This window comes from Enterobacter sp. UPMP2052 (assembly GCF_053709675.1).
Genome location: NZ_JBSKJR010000001.1, coordinates 1094241 through 1118465 on the forward strand (window position 1 = coordinate 1094241; position 24225 = coordinate 1118465).

The 24225-nt window shown below is 56.5% G+C and carries 20 protein-coding genes; 12 read left to right on the forward strand and 8 right to left on the reverse strand.

What is annotated here, in order from left to right; all coding sequences use genetic code 11:
• Positions 1-111 precede the first annotated feature (111 nt).
• Positions 112-1593, reverse strand: a complete 1482-nt coding sequence (locus tag ACWKX3_RS05025) for a UbiD family decarboxylase (RefSeq protein WP_446187259.1) — start codon at positions 1591-1593, stop codon at positions 112-114.
• A gap of 117 nt (positions 1594-1710) precedes the next feature.
• On the opposite strand from ACWKX3_RS05025, the gene ACWKX3_RS05030 reads away from it, so the two are divergent.
• Complete coding sequence (locus ACWKX3_RS05030) at positions 1711-2595, forward strand: LysR substrate-binding domain-containing protein (protein WP_006175323.1); 885 nt, start codon at positions 1711-1713, stop codon at positions 2593-2595.
• Here the strand turns inward: ACWKX3_RS05030 and ACWKX3_RS05035 are convergent, their stop codons facing one another.
• Positions 2596-3480, reverse strand: a complete 885-nt coding sequence (locus tag ACWKX3_RS05035) for an SDR family oxidoreductase (protein WP_042319827.1) — start codon at positions 3478-3480, stop codon at positions 2596-2598. It abuts the gene before it with no gap.
• A 211-nt stretch (positions 3481-3691) separates the two neighbouring features.
• On the opposite strand from ACWKX3_RS05035, the gene treZ reads away from it, so the two are divergent.
• From treZ to glgX, 3 genes are read left to right on the forward strand one after another with little or no spacing between them, the layout of a single operon-like run.
• Complete coding sequence (gene treZ / locus ACWKX3_RS05040) at positions 3692-5479, forward strand: malto-oligosyltrehalose trehalohydrolase (RefSeq protein WP_454541380.1); 1788 nt, start codon at positions 3692-3694, stop codon at positions 5477-5479.
• Positions 5476-7944: a malto-oligosyltrehalose synthase gene (gene treY, locus ACWKX3_RS05045; RefSeq protein ID WP_454541381.1), complete on the forward strand. Its 2469-nt coding sequence runs from the start codon at positions 5476-5478 to the stop codon at positions 7942-7944. Before treZ ends, treY begins: the two co-directional genes overlap by 4 nt.
• Positions 7945-7960: 16 nt before the next feature.
• Positions 7961-10036, forward strand: coding sequence for a glycogen debranching protein GlgX (glgX, locus tag ACWKX3_RS05050; protein ID WP_337285331.1), 2076 nt, complete (start codon positions 7961-7963; stop codon positions 10034-10036).
• A gap of 1 nt (position 10037) precedes the next feature.
• On the opposite strand, the gene ACWKX3_RS05055 is transcribed toward glgX, so the two are convergent.
• Entirely contained in the window at positions 10038-10586 is a 549-nt protein-coding gene (locus tag ACWKX3_RS05055; RefSeq protein WP_006175310.1) for a winged helix DNA-binding protein, read from the reverse strand.
• 244 nt (positions 10587-10830) lie between these two features.
• Here ACWKX3_RS05055 and ACWKX3_RS05060 point away from each other — a divergent pair, with 244 nt between their 5' ends.
• From ACWKX3_RS05060 to ACWKX3_RS05070, 3 genes are read left to right on the forward strand one after another with little or no spacing between them, the layout of a single operon-like run.
• The gene (locus ACWKX3_RS05060) at positions 10831-11553 is read left to right on the forward strand and encodes a DUF969 domain-containing protein (protein ID WP_006175309.1); all 723 of its coding nucleotides are present in this window, start codon (positions 10831-10833) and stop codon (positions 11551-11553) included.
• Positions 11550-12536, forward strand: coding sequence for a DUF979 domain-containing protein (locus ACWKX3_RS05065; protein WP_006175307.1), 987 nt, complete (start codon positions 11550-11552; stop codon positions 12534-12536). The genes ACWKX3_RS05060 and ACWKX3_RS05065 overlap by 4 nt, the downstream gene beginning before the upstream one ends.
• A gap of 9 nt (positions 12537-12545) precedes the next feature.
• Positions 12546-13541 (forward strand): DUF2891 domain-containing protein, encoded by a 996-nt coding sequence (locus ACWKX3_RS05070; RefSeq protein ID WP_454541382.1) that lies wholly within the window; start codon positions 12546-12548, stop codon positions 13539-13541.
• A gap of 18 nt (positions 13542-13559) precedes the next feature.
• Here the strand turns inward: ACWKX3_RS05070 and ACWKX3_RS05075 are convergent, their stop codons facing one another.
• The gene (locus tag ACWKX3_RS05075; RefSeq protein WP_454541383.1) at positions 13560-14990 is read right to left on the reverse strand and encodes an MFS transporter; all 1431 of its coding nucleotides are present in this window, start codon (positions 14988-14990) and stop codon (positions 13560-13562) included.
• A 125-nt stretch (positions 14991-15115) separates the two neighbouring features.
• Between ACWKX3_RS05075 and ACWKX3_RS05080 the strand changes: the two genes are divergently transcribed.
• The 3 genes from ACWKX3_RS05080 to ACWKX3_RS05090 all read left to right on the forward strand — a co-directional run bounded on the left by ACWKX3_RS05080 (position 15116) and on the right by ACWKX3_RS05090 (position 18727).
• Positions 15116-16021, forward strand: a complete 906-nt coding sequence (locus ACWKX3_RS05080) for a LysR family transcriptional regulator (RefSeq protein WP_454541384.1) — start codon at positions 15116-15118, stop codon at positions 16019-16021.
• Positions 16022-16257: 236 nt separating this feature from the next.
• On the forward strand, positions 16258-16623 hold the full coding sequence (locus tag ACWKX3_RS05085; protein ID WP_088209104.1) for a hypothetical protein: 366 nt from the start codon (positions 16258-16260) through the stop codon (positions 16621-16623).
• 10 nt (positions 16624-16633) lie between these two features.
• On the forward strand, positions 16634-18727 hold the full coding sequence (locus ACWKX3_RS05090; protein WP_102890873.1) for a pyrroloquinoline quinone-dependent dehydrogenase: 2094 nt from the start codon (positions 16634-16636) through the stop codon (positions 18725-18727).
• Between the two features lie 310 nt (positions 18728-19037).
• Here the strand turns inward: ACWKX3_RS05090 and ACWKX3_RS05095 are convergent, their stop codons facing one another.
• The 3 genes from ACWKX3_RS05095 to ACWKX3_RS05105 form a co-directional block, all read right to left on the reverse strand.
• Positions 19038-20357: a type II toxin-antitoxin system HipA family toxin gene (locus ACWKX3_RS05095; protein ID WP_137273130.1), complete on the reverse strand. Its 1320-nt coding sequence runs from the start codon at positions 20355-20357 to the stop codon at positions 19038-19040.
• Positions 20357-20614, reverse strand: a complete 258-nt coding sequence (gene hipB / locus ACWKX3_RS05100; protein WP_101737717.1) for a type II toxin-antitoxin system antitoxin HipB — start codon at positions 20612-20614, stop codon at positions 20357-20359. Before hipB ends, ACWKX3_RS05095 begins: the two co-directional genes overlap by 1 nt.
• Positions 20615-20731: 117 nt before the next feature.
• Complete coding sequence (locus tag ACWKX3_RS05105; RefSeq protein WP_042319819.1) at positions 20732-21490, reverse strand: DeoR/GlpR family DNA-binding transcription regulator; 759 nt, start codon at positions 21488-21490, stop codon at positions 20732-20734.
• A gap of 86 nt (positions 21491-21576) precedes the next feature.
• Here ACWKX3_RS05105 and ACWKX3_RS05110 point away from each other — a divergent pair, with 86 nt between their 5' ends.
• Together ACWKX3_RS05110 and tam are read left to right on the forward strand one after the other, a co-directional pair.
• Positions 21577-22161 (forward strand): NUDIX domain-containing protein, encoded by a 585-nt coding sequence (locus ACWKX3_RS05110; RefSeq protein WP_454541385.1) that lies wholly within the window; start codon positions 21577-21579, stop codon positions 22159-22161.
• An 85-nt stretch (positions 22162-22246) separates the two neighbouring features.
• Positions 22247-23005, forward strand: coding sequence for a trans-aconitate 2-methyltransferase (tam, locus tag ACWKX3_RS05115; RefSeq protein ID WP_454541386.1), 759 nt, complete (start codon positions 22247-22249; stop codon positions 23003-23005).
• 8 nt (positions 23006-23013) lie between these two features.
• Here tam and ACWKX3_RS05120 read toward each other — a convergent pair whose 3' ends face one another.
• A complete protein-coding gene (locus ACWKX3_RS05120) occupies positions 23014-24204 on the reverse strand; it encodes a cytochrome c biogenesis protein/redoxin (protein ID WP_454541387.1) in 1191 nt (396 codons plus the stop codon).
• Between the last annotated feature and the right edge of the window lie 21 nt (positions 24205-24225).

Here is a 24225-nt window from a genome sequence, read left to right on the forward strand (position 1 = left end):
GTCTTAAAAAGTGTGGGGGAAAGCAACGAAGAGAAGGGTACAAGAAAGGCGGGAAAGCAGCAATTTTCGCGTGCGTTTCTTCACCCCATCCGGGGTGAAGAAAGAGGGCTGTCAGGATTTAAACAGATCGGGCGCCCACGGGCGCGGATCAACCTCCATAAACGGTGCACGCTCGAACCGGGATTTCAGCGCCCAGGGGACCGTGCAGTCAAATATCGTCTTGCAGGTAATGCCGTTGCCACGGATCGAGGTGCTGTAGTCGGGGGCCTGAGACGGATCCAGCTGGTGTCCGCGAAGGCCGGGCAGATGGGTGATGCTGACGTCGCCCTGCATCCGGGTCGTCATGGCCCACAGAATGTCATCGCTGTCGAAAATATCCACGTCCTCATCCACGAGAATAATATTTTTAAGCTCAGAGTAGGTGGCTAACGCGATCAGCGCCGCCTGACCCTGACGCCCCTCGTCCGAGGGCTGACGTTTTTTCACCTGTAAAATACCGAGGAATTTCCCGCCGCCCGCGGTGTGCGCATAGACGTTTTGCAGAAAGCCCGGAATGGCCTCTTCCACGGCGTTACGGATGCTGGCTTCGGTAGGCAGACCGGCAAGCGTGGTATGTTCCTCCCCGGGGCCGACCAGCGTTTGCAGGATGGCCTGATGGCGCATGGTCACTGCTTTAACCTTGATGACCGGCAGGGAGGGGTTCGCTTCACCGCAGTAGCCGGGGAATTCCGGCATCGCATGGCCGGTATGGGTATGCTGATCTTCCCTGACGCGCACGCCCGGCAACAGTTCGCCTTCAATGATGATCTCGGCGCGAGCAATGGCTTTTGCATTGACGGACACGCCCTGGACCAGCTCAACCGGATGTTGGCGTAACGCGCCCGCCACGCCCAGCTCGTTATAGCCAAACGGCGTGGTCGGTGCCTCAAAGCACGCGCCAATATAGATAGCCGGGTCCAGCCCCATATTGATGGTGACCGGCAACGGCTTACCGGCCGCTTCGGCTTTCTGACGAAAGACCTCAATGTGTCGCCCGGCGGCAAGGAACATCGAAAGCTCATCGCGCTCCTGCACGCAAAGACGGTGAATGGTCACGTCGGTCAGCGAAGCGTCTTCCGGATCGCTTGCCAGCACCAGCCCAAGGCAGAAAAACGGACCGGCATCAATCGGCGTGTTGGTGGGCGCAGGCAGCAGCTTGCGGAGATCGAAATCAGGATCGTCAGCGTAAAATACCTGCTCCTGACACGGTGCCTGGGCTGCCGGGACGACTACCGGGGCAATCGGTTTTTTTACCGCCTGGCCTACGTGTTTCGCCAGTTCGGAGGGTTCACACCCTAACAGCAGCGCCGCTCTTTCCCGGCTGGCATGCATCCCCACCAGAATGCGGGAATCCGGGTAGCCCTTGATGCTGTTGAACATCATTGCCGGGCCAATGCGCGTAGGGCGTTTTACCGTGCCGCCTGCGCCAATGTGGCGATAGACGCCCGCCAGTTCGGCGTTGGGGTCAACCGGATGGTCGGTTTCAATATATTGCCCCTCGTGGCGTTGCAGTAATGCGATGGCGCTTCTGAGATCGTTGACTGGCTTTTCCATACTGTCCTCCCTTGAGTGAATGCCTCCATTGTCAGGGGATTAATAATCTCTATCAATTGCATCATTACTGCTATTTTGATATGAAATTCATTATCGATTGGTTTACGGGGTGGCTTTATGCAATTTCGTTTGATGCGTCATTTCATTACGGTGGCTGAAGAGCTACACATGCACCGGGCCGCAGAACGCCTGAACATGGCGCAACCGGCGCTCAGCCAGCAGATTAAGTCCCTTGAGACGCAGCTGGGCGTCACGCTCTTTAGCCGGGCTAACCGGCGGCTGACGCTTACGCCCGCCGGGGAGGCCTTTCTGACCAAAGCCAGGCTGGCCATCGCCATGACAGAGCAGGCCATTCTGGATGCCAGGCAAACCGCCAGAGGCGAGCAGGGCATACTGAATCTGGGATGCGTCTCCAGCGCGATGTTCGAGGCGAAATTGCCTGCCGTGCTTCGTCATTTTCATGCGCGGTGGCCTAACGTCACGCTTTCCATGACGACCGGAAATGTGCAGAACCTTTATGCCTCAATTCAGCGTAACGATCTGGACGTGGCGATTGTTCGCGCGCCGCTGCCCGCGCTTCCTGACGATTTGCAGAGCATTCATTTTGCCGGGGAGAAAAGCATTCTGGCGTTGTACAGCGAACATCCGCTGGCAACGTCCGCTGCGCTGACGCTGGCATCGCTTAAAGGGGAGAAATGGATTGCCCTGCGCGATCCGCAGGGCATGGGGCTGGAGCAGTATTTCAATGATGTGTGTGCCGGAGCAGGGATCCAACCCAGCGTGGTTCAACAGGCGAGCGATGTGCCTACCGTGGTGAGCCTTGTGTCCGCGGGGTTTGGTATCGCCTTGCTTCCCGCATCAGCCAGGACGTTACGCGTTGAAAACGTGGTCTATATCGATATCCTCGATCGCATTAAAGAGAGCGAACTGACGCTGATTTGTCACCGTTTCATTCGCTCTGAAGTGCTGAAGAAATTCTTAACCACGCTTGCTCAGGCGTAATTACGCTACGCCCGTGCCGCCGTCCGAACACCAGACCTGGCCAGAGGCATAGGAGCAGGTATCCGAGGCAAAAAGGACATACAGCGGGGCGATTTCAACAGGCTGGCCCGGTCTCCCCAGCGGCGTGTCTTTGCCGAAAGACTGAACCTTAGACTGAGGCTGGCCGCCGCTCGACTGCAGGGGCGTCCAGTACGGACCCGGTGCCACGGCGTTTACCCGAATACCGCGCGGCCCAAGCTGCTTAGCGAGAGACTTAGTAAACGCCACGTTGCAGGCTTTGGTCTGGGCATAATCCACCAGAATCTCACTCGGTTTGAAGGCCTGAACGGAAGAGGTATTGATGATAACCGCCCCCTCTTTTAGATGACGCAGCGCGGCTTTGGTGATCCAGAACGGCGCGTAAACGTTAGTCTTGAACGTCGCGTCAAAATCGGCGGTTGTGAGATCTTCAATCGATTCACAGTACTGCTGACGGCCTGCGTTATTGACCAGAATATCCAGCCCGCCCAGCTCCGCCACGGCCTTTTCAACCAGCGTATCGCAGAACGACTCAACGCGAATATCGCCCGGAATGGCGACGGCTTTACGACCCTCTGCCTGAATCAGGGCAATCACCGACGCTGCGTCGGACTCTTCCTCAGGAAGGTAGCCAATCGCGACGTCAGCACCTTCACGCGCATAGGCGATAGCCACCGCGCGCCCGATACCAGAGTCACCGCCGGTGATGAGGGCTTTTTTCCCTTCCAGTTTGCCAGAACCGATATAGCTGGTTTCACCATGATCCGGAATAGGCTTCATTTCTGATGCCAGTCCGGGGGCCTGCTGTGGCTGTTCCACAAATGGCGGGCGAGGGTAATGCAAAGTGGGGTTAGTTCCTGTCGTCATATCGGCCTCCTTAGTGATGAATTTCAAGCGTAGCCGGAAATGCGACCTGGACGGGCAAAACGCGGAAAATCAGATAAATCTATATTCCCTCGCCAAAAAGCCTAAACCCCGCAGTATGGGCGGTTAACGTACGCCCGCCGTAACACTCTTCCATTCCTGAACTAAGCTTGTACTTCGTTGGGCGTAAATTAGGGTCAATCGAGGACAATAAATGGAATTCAGGACATTTCACACACGCTGGGGCGCTGAGTTTATCTCCTCTGACGTCGTACGTTTTCGCGTCTGGGCTGAAGGACAACAGGATCTCACGCTGCGTCTTACGGAAACCGATATTCCCATGGTGGCGACAGGGCATGGCTGGTTCCAGGTCGACGTACCGGATGTGAAGCACGGGACAGAGTATCAGTTTGTTTTGCAGGACGGCATGGCCATTCCCGATCCCGCTTCGCGAGCCCAGAAAGGGGATGTTAACGGACCTTCCATTGTCATCGATTCGGGGCGTTATCCTCACGCTCACCCTGACTGGAAAGGACGCCCGTGGGAAGAGACGGTGATTTACGAACTTCATATCGGCACCTTCACCCCGCAGGGCACGTTCCTTGCAGCGATTGATAAGCTGCCTTACCTGGTGGAACTGGGTGTGACGCAGCTTGAAGTGATGCCCGTCTCGCAGTTTGGCGGTGCGCGCGGCTGGGGATACGACGGCGTATTACTGTATGCGCCGCACTCGGCCTACGGCACGCCGGAAGATTTCCACGCCTTTATCGATGCCGCGCACGGGCTGGGGTTGTCGGTGGTGCTGGATATCGTCCTTAACCACTTCGGCCCCGAAGGTAACTACCTGCCTTTGCTGTCGCCTGCCTTTTTCGACCCGGAGCGCATGACGCCGTGGGGCAACGGTATTGCCTACCAGACCGAGGCGGTCAGGCGATACATTGTCGACGCGCCGCTTTACTGGCTGACAGAATATCATCTGGACGGTTTACGCTTTGATGCCATTGACCAGATCCACGACCCGTCTGAAACCCCTGTACTGGAAGAGATTGCCGACCGCATTCGGGAGGTGATTCCTGACCGGCATATTCATCTCACCACCGAAGACAGCCGCAACGTGATTTTTCTGCATCCCCGGGATGCGCAAGGCGAAACGCCACGCTTTACCGCCGAGTGGAACGATGATTTTCACAATGCCGCTCACGTTTTTGCGACCGGCGAAACGCATGCCTACTATCAGGACTTTGCGGATCGGCCTGAGGAAAAATTCGCCCGCGCGCTGGCGGAAGGGTTTGTCTACCAGGGCGAGATATCTCTCCAGACCGGCGAACCGCGCGGCGTGGATTGCCGCAGCCAGCCGCCGCAATTCTTCGTCGATTTTATTCAAAACCACGATCAAACCGGCAACCGCGCACAGGGAGAGCGGCTTATCACCCTGGCAGGGCCGGAAAAAACCCGCGTTCTGCTGGCCGCGCTGTTGCTTTCACCGCATATTCCGCTGCTGTTTATGGGCGAAGAGTTTGGCGAAACCCATCCGTTTTTATTTTTCACCGACTTCCATGGCGACCTGGCGAAAGCCGTGCGGGAAGGGCGCGCCAAAGAGTTTTCTGGCCACTCGGGACATGATGAGACCGTCCCGGATCCGAACGATCTGAACACTTTTATGCGCTCAAAAATCAACTGGAATAACGTGGCGACGGATGAGGGCAAGACGTGGCTACGCTTTACGCGCAACCTGCTTACCCTGCGCCATGCTCATATCGTGCCGTTACTTCGCCAGGGCGGTACCGTTGAGGGCACCGTGGTGCAGACGGCTCCCGGCATGGTGGCGGTAAGCTGGCGCTTCCCGTCCGGGACGCTTTCTCTGGCGCTGAATATTGCAGATACGTCCGCTGCATTGCCCGAAATTCCCGGCGAGACGCTGTTTGCCTGGCCCGAACCGGGCGACGCGTTGCCCCCGTACAGCGTCGTTGTCCGCTTTGCTGAAGGAGAAGCATCGTTATGATCCCTGCCGCCACGTACCGTATTCAGTTTCGCAATGGCATGACCTTCGATCGCGTTGTCGAACTGGTGCCCTATTTTAAAGACCTCGGGATTAGCCACCTGTACGCCTCACCGATATTTACGGCGACGTCCGGCTCGACGCACGGCTATGACGTGACCGATCCCAACGAGATCGATCCGGCCATTGGCGGACGAGAAGGCTTTGATCGCATGGCGGCCGCGCTGAAACAGGCGGGCATGGGGCTGATTCTTGATATCGTCCCTAACCACATGTCGACCTCGCTGGAAAACCGCTGGTGGCGAGACGTGATCGAACATGGCAGCCAGAGCCGCTATGCGCACTACTTTGATATCGACTGGTCGCGCCCGCTCACGCTGCCGTTCCTGGGCGACACCTTTGAGGGCGAACTGGAGAAGGGGGCAATCACCTTACAGCGTGACAGTGTCACCGATAAGGCATCGCTGGTGTATTACGATGCGGTATATCCGCTTAACCCCGGCACCTTCTCTGAAGATAAGAGCATTGCAGAGCTGCACGAGGCGCAGAGCTGGCGGCTGATGTCCTGGCGCGAGGCACCCAAACAGCTCTCATGGCGACGCTTCTTTGAGATAACGGGGCTGGTGGGTGTCAGGGTGGAAGATGACGCGGTGTTTGACGACACGCATCGTCTGATCCTTGAGCTGGTTCACGCCGGTATCGTTGATGGCCTGCGCATTGACCATATCGACGGTCTTGCAGACCCGCTGGGGTATCTCAACCGTCTGCGTGAGGCGACCGGGCCAGACTGCTACATCACGGTGGAGAAAATACTGGCGAAAGGTGAACAACTGCCCGCTGACTGGCCGGTATCGGGCACCACCGGGTACGAGTTTATCGCCTCGCTGGCGGAGGTGCTGGTGGATGACAACAGCCTTGAGCGGCTGGAGAAAATCCACGAAGAGACGCTGGGCACGACGGTTGATCGACACGCAGAATTGCGGGATGCCAAAGGTCTGATGACCGATCGCAATTTCGAAGGCGAATTCACCACGCTGCTTACCATCGCAACGGAGCTTGCACAGCACAACAGCGCGGAGATCCCGGTTGAGGAGATCCGCCATGCCCTGCGCGAGCTGCTGATCGCGTTTCCTGTCTACCGCACCTACGGCACCGCAGAGGGCTTAACGCCGAGCGATGTCGTGCTCCTTAATCGCGTGGTTGCCAGCGTTAACACTTCGGAACCTGCGCTGAGTCTGATTGTGCACATTCTTACCGGCGACCTCCCGGAGCGCGACCGCGATGCCGCCACGCTGTTCAGAACCCGTTTCCAGCAGCTGACCGGCCCGCTGATGGCGAAATCCGTCGAAGACACGCTGTTCTTCAGGAACAACCTGGAGCTTGCCCTGAACGAGGTGGGGGCCGATCCCACGCCTCGCGCTTTCTCGATATCGCGTTTTCATCAGGAAATGCGCATCCGTCTGGCCCGTCAGCCCGATGCGCTGCTTGGCACCTCAACCCACGATACCAAGCGGGGGGAAGATACGCGGGCGCGTCTTTACACCCTGACCGAAGCGCCGGAACAGTGGGGAGAAAACCTGGCGCGCTGGCGAAAGATGAACCAGACCCAGGTGCGTTTCCTCAATGACGGTACCGCGCCGAACGCCGCGGATACCTGGATGATCTATCAGGCGCTGGCGGGGGTGTGGCCCGCCACGCTCTCTCCGGATGACCACGACGGCCTTAAATCGCTCGAAACGCGCTTCCTGGGCTTTATCGAAAAAGCGCTGCGCGAGGCCAAACAGCGCACCGACTGGATCGACAGCAACGAGAGCTATGAGAACGTGGTGATGGATTACGTCCGGCATCTCCTCTCGCCGGATAACACTGTGTTCCTGCATGATTTCAGTGAAACCCTGCAGCCGTTTATTCGCGCAGGCCTGATGAACAGCCTGAGCCAGACGGCGATCAAACTGACCGCACCAGGCGTACCCGATATCTACCAGGGCAGCGAAGCGCTTAACTTCAGCCTTGTCGATCCGGATAACCGACGCGAGCCGGACTTCGCCACGCTTGTACAGGATCTCAGCACCCTGGATGCAAGCGTATTTGACCATGAGCAGTGCTGGCGAGATGGCCGCGTGAAGCAGTATGTCACCGCCACGCTGCTGCGCCTCAGACCGCACTATTCAGCGCTGTTCCGCTACGGCGACTGGCTGCCGCTCAAGGTGACCGGCGAGCGCGAAGAGAACCTGATTGCCTATGCCCGCGTTAAGGATGGCGAGGCGCTGATTGTTGCCGTGCCGCGTCTGGTCTTTAACGTCACCGCAAATGAAAAACTGTGGACCAACACGACGGTAGCCCTGCCAGCCGAGCTGGCCGGAAAGCGTTACCGGGATCTGTTTACCGGCGAAAGCCGCCTTCTGCAAGACACTCTGGATTTGACATCAGAAACAGGATGTTTAGTGGTACTGCTTACCTGCGAATAATCGTGGAGAAATAAAAATGCCTAAGGACAGTAAGTTTGAAATTCGGTCTGGTCACGGCCAGCAACTGGGCGCTAATTATGATGGCAGTGGGGTGAACTTCGCGCTCTTCTCCGCCCATGCGGAGCGGGTGGAACTGTGCCTGTTCGATCCTTCCGGTAAAACGGAAATCGCTCGGCTTGAGATGCCGGAGTATACCCACGAAGTCTGGCATGGCTATGTGCCCGACCTGCAGCCAGGTGCGCTTTATGGCTATCGCGTTTACGGGCCTTACGATCCGGAGAATGGTCATCGCTTTAATCCGCACAAGCTGCTTGTCGATCCTTATGCCCGCGAACTGGTCGGGAACATCGACTGGAACGACGCCCATTTTGGCTACGAGCTGGGTCACGAAGAGAAAGACCTGAGCTTTGACACCCGTGACAGCGCTCCGTTTACGCCAAAATGTAAGGTCGTCGATCCCAATGCCTTTGACTGGCAGGATAACAACCGGCCAGACATTCCGTGGCCCAATACCGTGGTCTATGAGAGCCACGTTAAGGGCTTTACGCAGCTAAACCCGGCGATTCCGCCCGAGCTGCGCGGCACCTTTGAGGGAATGGGGCATAAAGCCTCGGTTGATTACATTAAAAGTCTGGGCATCACCTCGGTGGAACTGCTGCCGGTTCACTGGTTCCCGGACGATCAGCACTTGCTTGACCGGGGGCTGAAGAACTTCTGGGGGTATAACACGCTGGGCTTTTTTGCCCCGGCGTCGCGTTATTACGGCCCGGCGGGGATTCAGGGATTCCGGGATATGGTGCGCGCGTACCACGACGCGGGCATCGAAGTGATCCTCGATGTGGTCTATAACCACACCGCAGAGGGCAATGAGCTGGGGCCAACGCTGTCGTTCAAAGGCATCGACAACTTCTGCTATTACCGCACGTTACCGGATCAGCATCGCTATTACATTAACGACACCGGCACCGGGAATACGGTAAATACATCACATCCACGCGTGCTGCAGATGGTGATGGATTCCCTGCGCTACTGGGCAGAATCAATGCATATAGACGGTTTCCGCTTTGACCTCGGTACCATTCTGGGGCGTGAACCGGAAGGATTTGATCCGCGCGGCGGCTTTTTTGATGCGATGTCGCAGGACCCCGTGTTATCCCGGCTGAAACTGATTGGCGAACCCTGGGATATCGGCCCGGGCGGCTATCAGGTGGGAGGCTTCCCGCCCGGCTGGGGCGAGTGGAACGATAAGTATCGCGATACCGTTCGCGAATACTGGAAGGGGGATAATGTCTCGACCGATTTTGCCGCGCGGCTGCTCGGCTCCGGTGACCTGTACGATCTGCGCGGGCGTCGCCCGTGGGCGAGCGTCAACTTCATCACCGCCCATGATGGCTTCACGCTAAACGATCTGGTTTCGTTTAACGAGAAACATAACGCCGATAACGGGGAAGAGAACAACGATGGCCATAACGATAACCGCTCCTGTAATTATGGCGAGGAAGGACCAACCGAAGATCCGAACATTATCGCTACCCGCGAGCGGCAGAAACGCAATTTCCTTACCACGCTGATGTTTTCTCACGGCACGCCGATGCTGCTGGCGGGCGATGAGTTCGGGCGCACCCAGAAAGGCAACAATAACGGCTACTGCCAGGACAGCGAGATCTCATGGATTGACTGGAACGGCATGTCTGAAAACGACGTTGCGCTGCGCGAATTTACCCAAAGGTTGATCGCGCTTCGGGCGGCGCAACCCCTGCTGCGCCGCGAGAGCTGGCGCGACGGGCTGGAGATCCGCTGGTTCAACGCCGGCGGCGGGCCGCAGCAGTCTGAGCAGTGGGACGAAGGGGCCACGCTGGGGGTGGCGATCAGCCGGCCCGACCTTCAGCAGGAGGAGGGCATCTGGCACGATATCCTGATGCTCTTTAATCCTTTCGAGGGCGTCGTGCCGTTCCAGATCCCGCAGTTTGGTACAGGGGGTTGGGTCCTGGAATTATCAACGGCTGAAGACGTGACCACCGGGGAGGTCTTTACCACGGCCGTTGATTATGAATTGCCGGGACGCAGTATCACCCTTTTCAGACGTCCCTGAGTCACAGTGATGCCGCCGCCCGGGCGGCGGTGTCATACAACGAGGAGATCGTGCGCAGCAGCTGCGCGGTCTCCCCGATAGACGCCCCCGCAATACCGCTTTCCGCCTGAATGTTGATCAGGCAGGCTTCCCGCACATCGCGATACTTCATGCACAGCGCCTTACCTTCTTCTGTCGTCGAAAAATAAAGCTCTTTGCCGGCTTTCTCACTGGTGACATAGCCCGCTTTGACCAGCTTCTTCAGGGCATAGGTCACGACATGGGTATCTTCCACGTTCAGCACGAAGCAGATATCGGCCAGCTTCTTTTTACGGTCACGGTGATTGACGTGATGCAGAAGCGACACGTCAAAGGCCCCCATATCCGGCTCTCCGGCTGCGGTCATACAGCGCACCATCCATTTGTTAAACGCGTTGCTGGTCATGATCAGCGCGTATTCCAGCTCCGACAGCTCCGCGCAGCGCTCAGAAACCAGATGGCGGGAAGACACGATACGGCCATCGGTAATGTCATCGCTGTTCGCGGAGGTCGCACTTTTTTTTGCGGTCATAACGATCCTTATGGGCGCGTATAATCCGCCCGGAAATGTAAACTCATCGATAAAATAAGAACATTTTATTGATAAATTGTTTACATGTTTTTGCGCTTCAGATATAGCTTTTTAGTCCAGGTTCTGTGGAGCCTGACGCAAAACACAACATCGCTCGCCGCAAAGCAGCCACTTCGCCCTGATGCGAAGTATTAAAAAAATCGCCGCCGGCGCGCAACGCTCACTTTGGATAGGGTAAACGTTTATGGACGGTTCTACACTGTTGCCGCTTATCGGGATACCGGTGGTGGTTATTGGTTTTGCACTGCGCTTCAACCCGCTGCTGGTTGTCGTGGTCGCAGGGCTGGCGACGGGTTTGCTGGTCGGCATGGATCTCGGCATGCTGCTGGAGACCTTTGGCGAGAAGTTCGTTAACAGCCGTTCGCTCGCCACCTTCATTCTGATCCTGCCTGTGATTGGTCTTCTGGAGTACTACGGGCTGAAAGAGCGGGCCCAGGCCTGGGTCGCAAAAATTGCCAGCGCGACCTCGGCGCGTATTCTGATGCTCTACTTTGTGGCGCGTGAAGGTACGGCGGCCCTGGGGCTGATGTCCCTTGGCGGTCATGCACAGACCGTGCGTCCGCTGCTGGCACCCATGGCGGAAGGGGCTGCGCTTAATGAATACGGCGAACTCCCGCAGCATATTCGCGACAAAATCAAAGCCCATGCCGCTGCATGCGACAATATTGCCGTCTTCTTTGGTGAAGATATCTTTATTGCTTTCGGGGCGGTGCTGCTGATTGACGCGTTCCTGAAAGAGAACGGCATTGAAGGGATCGAGCCGCTGCACATCGGCCTGTGGGCCATTCCCACCGCCATTGCGGCGCTGATCATTCATATGACGCGTCTGCTGCGCCTGGATGCCAGCATCCGTCGCGACGTCATGGCCTGGCGAGCAGAGCAGGGTACGCAGGAGATCGCACCATGATGACGTTAATCACCATTAACCGCGTTTACTACCTGATTGGCTTTGTCGTTATGCTGCTGGTCATTATGACCCTGCGGGATCGCGCCAACCCTAAACGCTTTACCACGGCGCTGTTCTGGTTCCTGTTCGGCGGGATTTTCCTGTTTGGCGATCTGATGGTGCAGGAGCTGGGTAAATCCCTGGCGTACCGGATCATTGGCGGCGGCGTTATCGTTATCGCCCTGCTGGCCGGCTTTGGGCTGGTTGGCAAAGGACACTATAAAATGTCGACCGATGAGGAGCGCGTTGCCTCCTCAAACCGGCTGAAAAACTGGCTGTTCCTGCCTGCGCTGATGATCCCCGTAGTGACGGTTATCGGGACGCTGTTCCTTAAAGGCGTGTCTATTGGCGGCGTTTATCTTCTCGATCAGAAACAGCTTACGCTGGCCGCGCTGTGCGTCGCGTGCGTTGCGGCGATCCTGACGGGCTGGTGGCTGACGAAGGGGACGCCGCTGCACGCTATACGTCAGTCCCGTCGCCTGGTGGATACCATCGGCTGGGCGGTGATCCTGCCGCAAATGCTGGCCATGCTCGGTGGGGTGTTTGTGGTTGCGGATACCGGGGAGTCGGTACAGAAGGTTGTCAGCCTGTTTGTCGATCCGGATAACCGCTTCATGCTGGTGGTGATCTACTGCATCGGCATGGCGTTATTCACCATGATTATGGGTAACGCGTTTGCGGCCTTCCCGGTGCTGAGCGCCGGGATCGCCTTGCCTTTCCTGATTAACGTTCATCATGGCAACCCGGCACCACTGCTGGCTATCGGGATGTACGCCGGTTACTGCGGCACCCTGATGACGCCGATGGCCGCGAACTTCAATATCGTTCCTGCCGCGCTGCTGGAGCTGAAGGACAAATATCAGGTCATTAAGATCCAGATCCCGACCGCGTTAACCCTGCTGGTGGTGAACGTGTTCTTAATGTATTTCCTCGTGTTTCGCTAAGGAGCTGTTATGGAATTAACGCAACATCAGGCGGACGCTTTTGCCCGTATGCCTTTAACCTATTTGCGCCAGGAATACCCGAACCACATTATGCACCTGCTTAATGATGACGGGGATGTATTACCGCCTCGCGCGCTGCACCCTGTCTTTTACGGCTGTTTTGACTGGCATTCGGCGGTACACGGTTACTGGCTGCTGCTGCGCTGCGTTCGTCTTTATCCGGATCTGCCGTGCCGGGAGGCGATCGTCGCGCTGTTTGAAGAACACATTACAGCTGAAAACGTGGCGCAGGAGCTGGCTTATTTCAACGCACCGTTCCGCGCCTCCTTTGAGCGCCCTTACGGCTACGGCTGGCTACTGGCGCTGGCTCAGGAACTGAAACAGTCCGCATTGCCACAGGCGCAACGCTGGTATCAAACCCTTGAGCCGTTAACTCAGGATATTCGCGACAGGCTGGTGGATTACCTCAGCAAGTTAACGTACCCGATCCGCGTCGGGACGCACTACAACACGGCATTCGCCCTGGCGCTGGCGCTGGATTATGCCCGCGCGGTGCAGGATAGCGCGCTGGAAGAATCTATCCTGGCGGCGGCAAACCGTTTCTACGCCCGCGACACGCACTATCCGGCACATTACGAGCCGGGCGGTGATGAGTATATTTCCGGTGCGCTCACCGAAGCGCTGCTGATGAGCAAAGTGGCCGAACACTTCCCGGCCTGGTTCGACTCATTCCTGCCGAACGTCGGATCGATTACGGCGCTCATGGAACCGGCACAGGTCAGCGACCGTACCGATCCGAAAATTGCTCACCTCGACGGGCTAAACCTCAGCCGCGCCTGGTGCATGAAGCATATCGCCAACGCGCTGCCGGAAAACCATGTAGCGCAACCGGCGCTAAGCAAGGCGGTTGAACAGCATCTGGCCGCCAGCGTTGAGCATGTGGTGGGGAGCCATTATAGCGGCGGGCACTGGCTTGCCAGCTTTGCTCTCCTGGCACTGGAGTAAGGTGAGAAGGGAGCAGCCTCACCGCTGCTCCTGTTCCGATGCACCCGCCCGCACGGGTTTGCGCAGCCTGCTCAGGCTAAACGCGACCGACGCTGCTGATGCCGCAACGGCAATCCACAGCGACAGATGAACCGCCTGGACATCCAGCCCTGGCCTGGAGGCGGTTGTTATCATCGTCAACACCACGCCAGCCGCGGCGGCCCCAAGACACTGCCCAAAGGTCCTGACGATGGCTAATACCCCGGACGCATAGCTGGCATATTCCCGGGCTACATTCGAGAGCATTTCCCGGTTGTTAGGGCTCTGAAAACAGCCAAAGCCTATACCGCACACCAGGTTACGCAGGCAGATATCCCACGTCGAGGGAGAGGCGGGCAGCATGGCCAGCAGGACTAATCCCACCACAAAAATCATCAGACCCAGGGTCGATATCACCGGCGCAGAGAAAGTATCTGCCCAGCGGCCGGCATGAGGTGCGATCAAGACGATCCCTATCGGCCATGGAGTGAACAGCAGCGCCGCGACGACGGCACTAAAGCCATAGACGTTTTGAAAGAGGAATGGCAGCGCAATAAAGGTTGCCCCCTGACTGACAAAAGAGGCCAACGAGGTCAGGGCGGCCAACGTAAAGCGCGCGTTCTGGAAGATTACCGGCGGCAACAGCGGATCCCGTGTGCGACGGCTGTGCCGGGTAAACGCTACGGCGCTTACGAGGGCGACGCTTGCCCAACTCAAAACATCCGTGTTGATGCCCTGTAAGCCGGAAAAACTGTTGGCCGTCATCACCGTGGCACCTAAAAACATCGCCGAGAGCAGGGCACCGGGCACGTCAAACGGCGTTTTATCGACAGCTTTCGGGCGTGGCAACGCGTTGCAGGCCAGCCACAGCGCGACGGTGCCCGGAATAACGTTGATCGCGAACAGCCATTGCCAGCTCAGGGCGTGCAGTATCACACCGCCGAGCACGGGCGCGATGGCGGTACTTGAGGCGATGAGCAGGGCGTGCAGGCCGAGCACGCGCCCCAGCAGTCGTCCCGGAAAGACGGAGCGCAGTATTGCCGGGGCGATGCTTAACGTGGCGGCACCGGCAATGCCCTGTATCACCCGCATGCCAATCAGCAGCTCCGCAGAACTTGCCAGCGCACAGCCTAACGAAGCCAGCGTAAATGCTGCAAGGCCGGACAGAAACACGGGCCGAAATCCCACGCGAGTCGCGAGCGCCGCAAAGATGGCAAGCATCATCGCGGCCGCCAGCAGATAAGCGTTGGCGAACCAGACGGCGACGCTGGCGGAGACGTGCAGCGCGTTCGCCATTGAGGGCAGCGCAATGTTGATCATGGTGCCATCAAACACGCCCATTAGCGTCGTCGTCATAACGGCGGCCATCACACCCGCGCGCTCGTGACCTGGCAGACCGTCGTCGCCGGGCTGATGTGAAAAGAGCATCATGGTGTTTACTCCTGCAGTCAGGTTTTGATGACGAAACTATAAACATGGGATATAACGGGCGGAAGGCGCAGCGTTTGCACTTAATCGTTGCATGAAACGCCTTATCACTTTCTCACGAGGCTTGTATGGCGGACCCGGATTTTAATTTGCTTGTTGCGCTTGATGTACTGCTCACCGAAGCCAGCGTGGCCGGCGCAGCACGGCGTTTAAACCTCAGTACATCGGCCATGAGCCGCACGTTGAGCAGGCTGCGTGATGTGACGGGCGATCCGATTCTGGTTCGCGCAGGCCGCAATATGGTCCTGACGCCCTGGGCTGAAGCCGCCAGAGAGCGTGCCAGAAATGCGGTGCACGAGGCGAGGGTGGTCCTTCAGCCGTCCGCCGACACACTGAAGGTGGAAGAACTTGCGCGGCTTTTCACCATCAGAGCGAACGATGGCTTTGTGGTCGCGTTTGGACCCGCGCTGATTGCATCCGTCGCAAAAGCGGCCCCTGACGTCTGTTTGCGATTTGCGCCGAAACCGGAGAAAACCTCGCGCTATTTGCGTGAAGGCCTGGTTGATCTGGAAATCGGTGTGCAAAGCAACATGGGGCCAGAGATCCGCATTCAGCGACTGTTCCAGGATCGTTTTGTCGGCGCGGTTCGCAAAGCGCATCCGCTGGTTTCATTGCCAAAGATAGACGTGAATGCCTTTATTTCCTGGGGACATGTGGTTGCAGCGCCCGACGGCTCGCTCAACGGTTTTGTCGACGAAGCGCTGGCGGAGCTGGGCCTTAAACGTAAAGTCGCCAGCGTCGTCCCCGGTTTTCCGACTGCATTATCGGTGGCGCTGGAATCCAGTCTCATCGCGATGGTGCCCGCACTGTATCTGCTGAACCAGCAGATGACCGACAAACTGCATATTTTCGAATTACCGTTTACTGCCCGGGTCATAACGGTTTCGCAAATGTGGCACCCTAAAATGGAAAATGATCCGGGTCACCGGTGGTTACGGGAGAAGGTGCGGGAAGTCTGTCGGGCGGTGTCGTGATGAACAGGGAAGGGGCTGGTACAACACCGCCCCGAATTGTAAGCAACACGTGCTACGTTGGCATCTGTCTCGCCCACAAAAAATATCCTCTTCTATACTCAGTTACGTTTAGTGAATTTTGCCGCTGTTCTTCACATCGCATTGATTTCTTGGCCTTCGCCTGCGCGAATAACAGTCGCACATGCTCACAAAACACGTTGAGTTTATGATTCATTTTTTTAAGGGGATTTCCTGGTATGTTGCATTCTCACTCTTCCCGGGTCGGGAGCATATTGCTGCTACTGGCCGCGGTAATCAGTTTCGCGGTGGCGCTATACGCCTGGTTAACGCCGCTTACGGGCGTCACCGGTACCATCGGGGCACTGGGCGTCGTCATCGCCAGCGCCGTACTGGCGATACTGACCTTACTGTTACGTGCCGCCACCCGTCGCGGTGCGCGCATTTTCCTGATCATCGTCACTCTTGTGGTGCTGTTTGGTATTGGTTTCGCCGCCGCGCTACTGCACCAGTACATCATCACCGCAGCCATGGTGGTCGGCCTGATTGGTCTGATTGCGCTTTGCAGCAATTCCGCCCGTCACAATCAACGCGTCAGCGCCTGAGGAGCCACCCGTGCATAACAATAAACACTACCCGTTATTAAAAGTCAGCATGACAACACTCGCATTGCTGGTCACACCGCTAACACAGGCGCAGGATAAAGCCGCTGAGGCCTCACAGGGGACTCAGGAAGAGCTCAACGTCGACGCCGCCGATCAGCAAAAACAGGGAACCACCAAAACCACGAATGAGGCTTCTACCGGCAAAAGCGTGGGGCAGAATGTCGCTTCAGCCAGCCAACCGGCCACGCCGCTGGTACCTTCTGAGGCCATCTGGGATAGCTTTCACGGGCAACTCAACGCGCAGAAATACAGCCCGTTGAAACAGATCACGGCGGAGAACGTTAACAAATTAACCAAGGTGTGGGAGTTTCATACCGGTGACGTGTCGGATGGGAAAGGGGAGACGCCTGCTACCGTCTGGTCAGCGACGCCAATTTTTGCCAATCAGACCATTTACATTGGTACCCCTTTTGATCGCCTGATAGCGCTGGATCCGGGGACGGGCAAAGAGAAGTGGCATTATGACACGAAATCTTCTCGAAAAGCGCTCACTCAGCCGGTACTGAAAAACCGCGGTGTCTCTTACTGGCAGGCAAAACAACCGGTCGCCGGAGAAGCCTGTCAGAAAATCGTTTATATGGGCACCGTTGATGGCAAGCTCTTTGCGCTGGATGCCGATTCAGGCAAACCGTGCAGCGGCTTTGCGGACAATGGCGTGCTGGATATCAATCAGTGGAACACGGAGAACGCCAAATATCCGCTGTCCATTCTTCAGCCACCAACGGTGGTCGGTAATCATCTGCTTGTAGGCTGGGCCGGCAAGGACTGGGCGTATGCTGAAGCACCTCCAGGCACCGTATTTTCATTCAACGCTCAGACCGGCAAGCGGGAATGGTCTTTCGAAGCGATCCCCGCTGACATCCGCAAACGCACCGGAACGGCCAACGTCTGGACACATATGTCTGCCGACGAGGCGAACGGGTTGGTCTACCTTCCGGTCTCATCTCCATCACCTAACTACTGGGGCGGTAATCGTGTCGACGCTATTCCCCTCGGCACGTCGACCACCGCGCTGGACATCAATACAGGCAAAGTGGTCTGGTCGCGTCAATGGGTGCACCATGATGTGTGGGATTACGATATTAACTCTGCGCCAACGCTGATGGATATCACCGTCAACGGCAAACAGATCCCGGCACTGGTTCAGGCAACCAAGCAGGGCTTTTTGTTTGTGGTTAACCGTCTGACGGGGGAAGACGTCTGGCCTATCGAAGAACGCCCGGTACCGCAGGGTGATGGTTCAGTGAAGGGGGAAGTTCTCTCGCCTACGCAGCCGTTCCCCACCAAACCTGCGCCGCTGCTGGACCAGTCGAAAAAACCAGCCATCTGGAAACTGGCAGATGTTGTCGGTGCCGGGCAATGTAGCCGCCTTTGGGATAACTTGACCTATGAAGGTATGTACACGCCGCCAACAACGAAAGGCGAGGGCGCACTGACCTATCCGGACAGTGCGGGTGGTGTTCAATGGGGTGGCGTGGCGTTTGACCCGCATAAACAAATTGCTATCGTTAACACCTCCCACATTGTTCAGTATGTGAAGCTGTATAGCCGCGAAGACTACGACAAAGCGGATAAAAGCGCCGGCAATGAGAGTGGTTTTGCACCACAGGAAGGGGCACCTTACGGCCTGCGCCTGATGGTCGCGAACAACTGGCTGGGCATGCCATGCTGGCAGCCACCGTTTGGTGAGATCGTGGCGCTGGATATGCATACGGGGGATGTTAAATGGCGTCGTCCGATAGGTGCATCGCAGCAGTATGGCTTCTTTATGCCGGAAAGTTGGGGTTCTCCTACCATCGGTGGCCCGGCTGTGACCGCGGGCGGCGTGATTTTCATTGGCGCCTCAATGGACGCCAAAGTGCGCGCCTACTCGGTAGAGACCGGCGAAGAGTTGTGGTCCGATCAGGTCGAGGCGCCAGCGGTTGCCAACCCGTCGGTGTATGAGTATAAGGGTCGCCAGTATGTGGCTTTCGTTGCCGGCGGCAATACCATTCTGAAGGATCAGGTTGGCGACCAGGTGGTGGTTTACGCGCTGCCTGAATAATTTGATAAGACGTTCACCGTAAACAACGTGGGGCCCCTGAGGCCCCATTTTTATGCGCGGACAGAGATTCACTGAAAATGCCAAAGGCAGTTATCTCTAAGCTTTCAGGCATCGCAAATCCAGGGGCAGGTGTTGTCCTCAAACTTCCATAGCGGTTTATATGAAGAGACAGGGCATCCAGTCATTAGCTGGGGTCGCTACTAATTATCCCATTTAACATAATATACATTATACGCACTAACATATCATCACATCAAAACCATTAATTCTACGACGTCATTGCCCACCTTTATCGCATCACCCAGACCGCTCATTTTCCAACCTCTTTACATAACCGCGCATGCAACCGGAGTACGTTGGAAGTTATCGACGTCGCCACCTTGTCGGAAAAACCTTCCGGCAGCGAATCCATAACCTCATTAAGCGCCAGCGGGACGTGATCTGCGAACGACTGCATAATCTCTCTCATCCGATCCTCCGGGAACTTCACCGCTTTTGCAGTTGCCATAAAATGGCGCGGATGAATTTTATCGATGGCATTTTTTCGGCCCCTGGATGCCGTCAGGCCCATTGCCAGTTTCAAATCGCTGATGTGAATACCGGCGCCACCGAGTACCGGGAATGCCGAGATGATGTCATAAAATGGCGTCAGCCGATAACTTCCGCCCGCCTGTATAAATACCGAGAAATTTTTAGCATGGCCGTCGGTTGCGCCCAACAGCCACTGAAACACCTGGAACTTCATAAAGTTGTGGCGATCTTTCAGTGCAGCGCTAGAGCCGAGTAAAAATGACATGATTTGCGCAATGCCGGGGCCACCGTCGGATTCGTACTTTAACGAGGAAGGCAGTCCGAATGTCTGACACATATCTTCCTGAGGTAACCGCAGTAACACGGTGTGGTCTGCATTCCAGCGCCTGTCGAAGCGTTCCACGGCAAGCGCGCGCACCCTGCCCGCGTTGATGATTTCCGCTTTCGGCACCTCAAAACCCAGTGCGTTTGCGAACTTGAGGCAGAAATATTCGTTATCGACGCTGTCGCGTAAATCCAGCGTAGCGTTAGGCTGCCTGATTTCGCCGATCGGCAACTTAATGATATGGGTCGTTGGCGTCGTGCCTTTCGGGATGCACCAGTCATCTCCCTTCTTTAATAACGCCGTCTTTTCCTGGGCGCCGGCGACGGAAATGCGAAAATCATTTTCGTCATCAATCATCCCCAGTGGAATATCGGATTTATAGGCCGAGAGGATTGCTTCCAGCTTCTGCTCGCTGAGCGTTTCCCAGGCCATGACCGGATTCAGGCTCGCTTCTTCTGGCGGCAGTAACGTCACGGCGCCCACGCTGTCTCGACCTATTTCTGCAAGTAAATCAAAAGGTTGTTTAGATTTCGCCTGATAGCGCTTCACGATGCGATCCCTGACGACAGGACTGTCCGGCAGGAGGTTATCAAAGAAGTTAAAAACGGCATCGGAGGTGATATTACCGGTTTGCAGCGGCAGAGATAACGACAAAGGTCGGGCGTACGGGCTAGAAAGCCACGTTTTGTCATACCTGTACGTATGTGCACCGGTTGGCAATTTCGTCAGTTCACCGACGCGTTCGTTATTCATCCATGTCACTAATGTCGGCATTACCAGTCCAGCTCCTGTGGATTATCGGCAACCGCATGGTCTGCTTCGTGCAGAGACACGCTCATCTCAAGCGACTGGAGTATCTTAAAAAACGTCGCCAGCGTGGTATTGTCCGGGGCATTTTCAAAATTGGAAATCGTCGCCTGCTTAATGCCTATCTTTTTTGCCAGCTCACTCTGGGTCCAGTTGTTTTTTTGGCGAACCAGCCTCATGGCGTTCGCCAGCTGCGTCGGGCTGTATATCATGGGTGCTTTCATCGTGTCTCGCTCTCACCGTGAGTTTATCCCCTATAGAGGATAAGCACAGTATTATCCCCTAGAGGGGATAAATCAAATAATATCCCTTCTAAGGGATACCGAAACCTGGTTTAGCGGTTACGCGGCCTTAACGACTGAAACGCCCTTTTCTTCGATGGCATTTATCCATGCGCGATCGGTATTCGCTTCAACCACAACCGTATTGGCGAGCGACAGGCCGCCGATAACAAAAGATGATGCCGCGTTGATTTTTTCCGGCGAAGCGAGCACGACCGTCTCTGCTGCTCTGCCTGAGAAAGCGCGTTTGATAGAGGCTTCTTCATAATCACCGGTTGTCAGCCCGGCTTCCGGATGGATGCCCGTGACGCCCATAAAGAACAGGTCGGCCTGGATCTTTTCAATGCCCTCCACTGCCGCCGCGCCGACCGTCACAATGGAGTGTTTGTAGAGCCGACCTCCAATCAAAATCACCTCGATGAATGGATGATTGATAAGGCCCAGCGCAATGCCCGGGCTGTGCGTCACAACGGTAATGTTCAAATCCTGCGGCAGAAAGGTGATCAGCTCGGACGTCGTGGTTCCTCCGTCGATAATCACAACCTGACCTGGCGAAATCAGCTGCGCGCCGCAGCGGGCTACGTTTTTCTTGGCGTCCACCTTTAAAGTCTGGCGTTCGGCAAAAGGTGCCGTCGCGGATGATGCTGGCAGCGCCCCGCCATGAACGCGCTGTAAACGCCCTTCTGCCGCAAGCTCACGTAAATCGCGGCGGATGGTATCCTCCGAAACGCCAAAATGAAGGCTTAACGCCTTCGATTGCACCTGTCCGTCGGCGTGGAGTATGTCGAGAATAAATTGCTTTCGCTGGCTGGTCAGCATAATCAGATCCTGAAGTTGCATGTTTTATCTTGATGATGCACGTTATTGCTGCTTATTATAGCTTCTCACCCTAAGGAGAAGCAAACATGCCCTTACAACGTGCAGATATATGCATTATCGCGGACGAAATATTGTCCAATAACTGGTACAGCCTGAAAAAATACACGTTCGACCGCCAGCGCCACGACGGGGAGTGGCAGCGTCAGACTCGTGAGGTCTACGACCGGGGAAACGGGGCGACGATTTTGCTCTACAACCGCGACAAAAAAACGGTCATTTTGACGCGCCAGTTCCGATTTACGGTATTTATCAATGGTCATGCGGGCGATCTCATTGAGGCCGCTGCCGGGCTTCTCGATAATCTGGATCCTGAAAGCCGTATTAAGGCGGAAGCCGAGGAAGAGACCGGTTTTCGGGTATCGCGCGTGGAAAAAGTGTTCGAGGCCTACATGAGCCCTGGCTCGGTCACGGAAAAACTCTATTTCTTCCTCGCGGAATATCACCCCCAGGATCGGGCCAGCGCCGGTGGCGGGATCAAGGCTGAAGGCGAAGATATCGAGGTGCTGGAGCTTACGCTCGACGAGGCGTTAAAGGGCATTGAAAAGGGTCTGATCGTCGACGGTAAAACCATCATGCTGCTGTATCACGTTGCGCTGAAAGGCATTTTATAGGCTTGTGTCTTAACAGCTGCCTGCCGCCGTGCAGGTGGCTGCCTGTGCTATTCTTGCTGAACCATGCATGACGGAGATGTAAAAAATGGCCGACTGGAATCCCTCTCTTTACCTGCAATACGGTGAAGAACGCACACGACCCGCCGCAGAACTGCTCGCCCGCGTTCAGCTTGATGATGCCGCCTCGATTGTCGATTTTGGTTGCGGCCCCGGAAACAGTACCGCGTTGCTTCGCCAGCGCTGGCCTGATGCCGATATTACCGGGGTGGATAATTCTCCGGCGATGCTGGAGGAAGCACGAGCTGCCCTGCCCGGCTGCCGCTTCGTAGAGGCGGATATCCGCCAGTACAAGCCGCAGGAACCGCTTAGCCTGATTTACGCCAACGCCTCGCTGCAGTGGATACCCAATCATTACGATCTGCTGCCGCATCTGGTTTCCCTGCTGCGCTTAAACGGTGTGCTGGCGATCCAGATGCCGGATAACTGGCTCGAACCAACCCACGTCGCCATGCGTGACGTGGCCAGCGAACAGGGCTACCCGAACCGAGGCCGGGAACCGCTGCCGGGCGTTCACGCCTATTACGATATTCTGACGGAGGCAGGCTGCGAGGTGGATATCTGGCGGACCACCTATTTCCACAAAATGGGTTCACATCAGGCGATTATTGACTGGGTCAGTGCGACGGGTTTACGCCCGTGGTTGCAGGATCTCAACGAGAGTGAGCAGAAAAACTACCTCAAACGCTACCATCAGATGCTGGAAGCGCAGTATCCGCTCCAGGAAAACGGGCAGATACTGCTGGCCTTTCCACGACTGTTTATTGTCGCCAAACGCGTACCCTGAGGCGACGATCAGGAGCGGGCTTCTTTCAGCAACTGCTGAATAACCTGCTCCTGTTTTTCATAATCCCCCTCGCCAAAAGCGGTGTAACGCAGCTGGCCTTTCGCATCGAAGTAATAGTGTGCGGGCCAGTACTGATTGCCGAACGCGGTCCAGATTTTATAGTTATTATCCGCCACTACCCGGTACGGCAATTGCCATTTATTCACCGCATTTTTGACGGACGAAAGCGGTTTTTCCCACGGGTATTCTGGCGTATGGACACCGATGACGACCAGGCCCTGCGACTGGTATTTATTCGCCCAGTCACGCACATGCGGCAGCGTATGCTGGCAGTTAATGCAGTCCCAGGTCCAGAAATCGATCAGGACCACCTTGCCTCGTAGTGATTCAGAAGTGACAGGGTCACCATTTACCCAACCAGTTCCGCCGTCCAGAGACGGTAACTGGCTGGTCGTCGTCGTTTGCACCACAGGCTGCAGTTTCACCCCGGTGCTGGCGGGTTTAACCAGCGTTAAGAGCGTATTCTCGAGCCGATCGGCAAGCCCGTTGGCCCCTTGCAACGCCGAGGTCATTCCGGTGGCGTTGAATACCACGGCGACCAGCATCATGACGCCCGCCCCCTGACGCAGCCGCTCCATAAGGGCCGATTTTGCCCGTAAAGGCGCCATCAGCCGGCGTCCGCCCACGGCAAGCAGGCCCAGCATCACCGCACAACCGCTGCCGTATGCGGCGAGCAGCGCGCCGGTTGCGATAGCCGAATGGCCAGCAATGTTGATGCTAAAAATCGCGCCAAGGATCGGTCCGGCACAGGGTGACCAGAGCAGCCCTACCGCCAGCCCGCCGAGGAAAGCGGAAAGCACCCCGCGCGTCTGTCCACTGCGGGCGTTTAACACATTTCCTGCGGCAACTGCAGGCCCGGCAATGCGTTGAGCAAACTGCGGAAAGATCAGCGCCAGGGCCGCCACCGCAAGAATAACGAGAGCAACCCCGCGCCCTATCACCGTCGCCTGCGCAATGCTGTCGCTGGCAACCGTGACGACCATCGCCACCAGGGTAAACATCACGATCATACCGGCGAGGAGCGCCAGGATCTGACGGCGCTGTCCCTGGAAACCCGCAAACAGCAGCGGAATAACCGGGAGCGTACAGGGGCTGAGCAGACTTATCATCCCGCCCAAAAAAGCGATAATCAGAAACATAATGACCTCACATATCAGAGT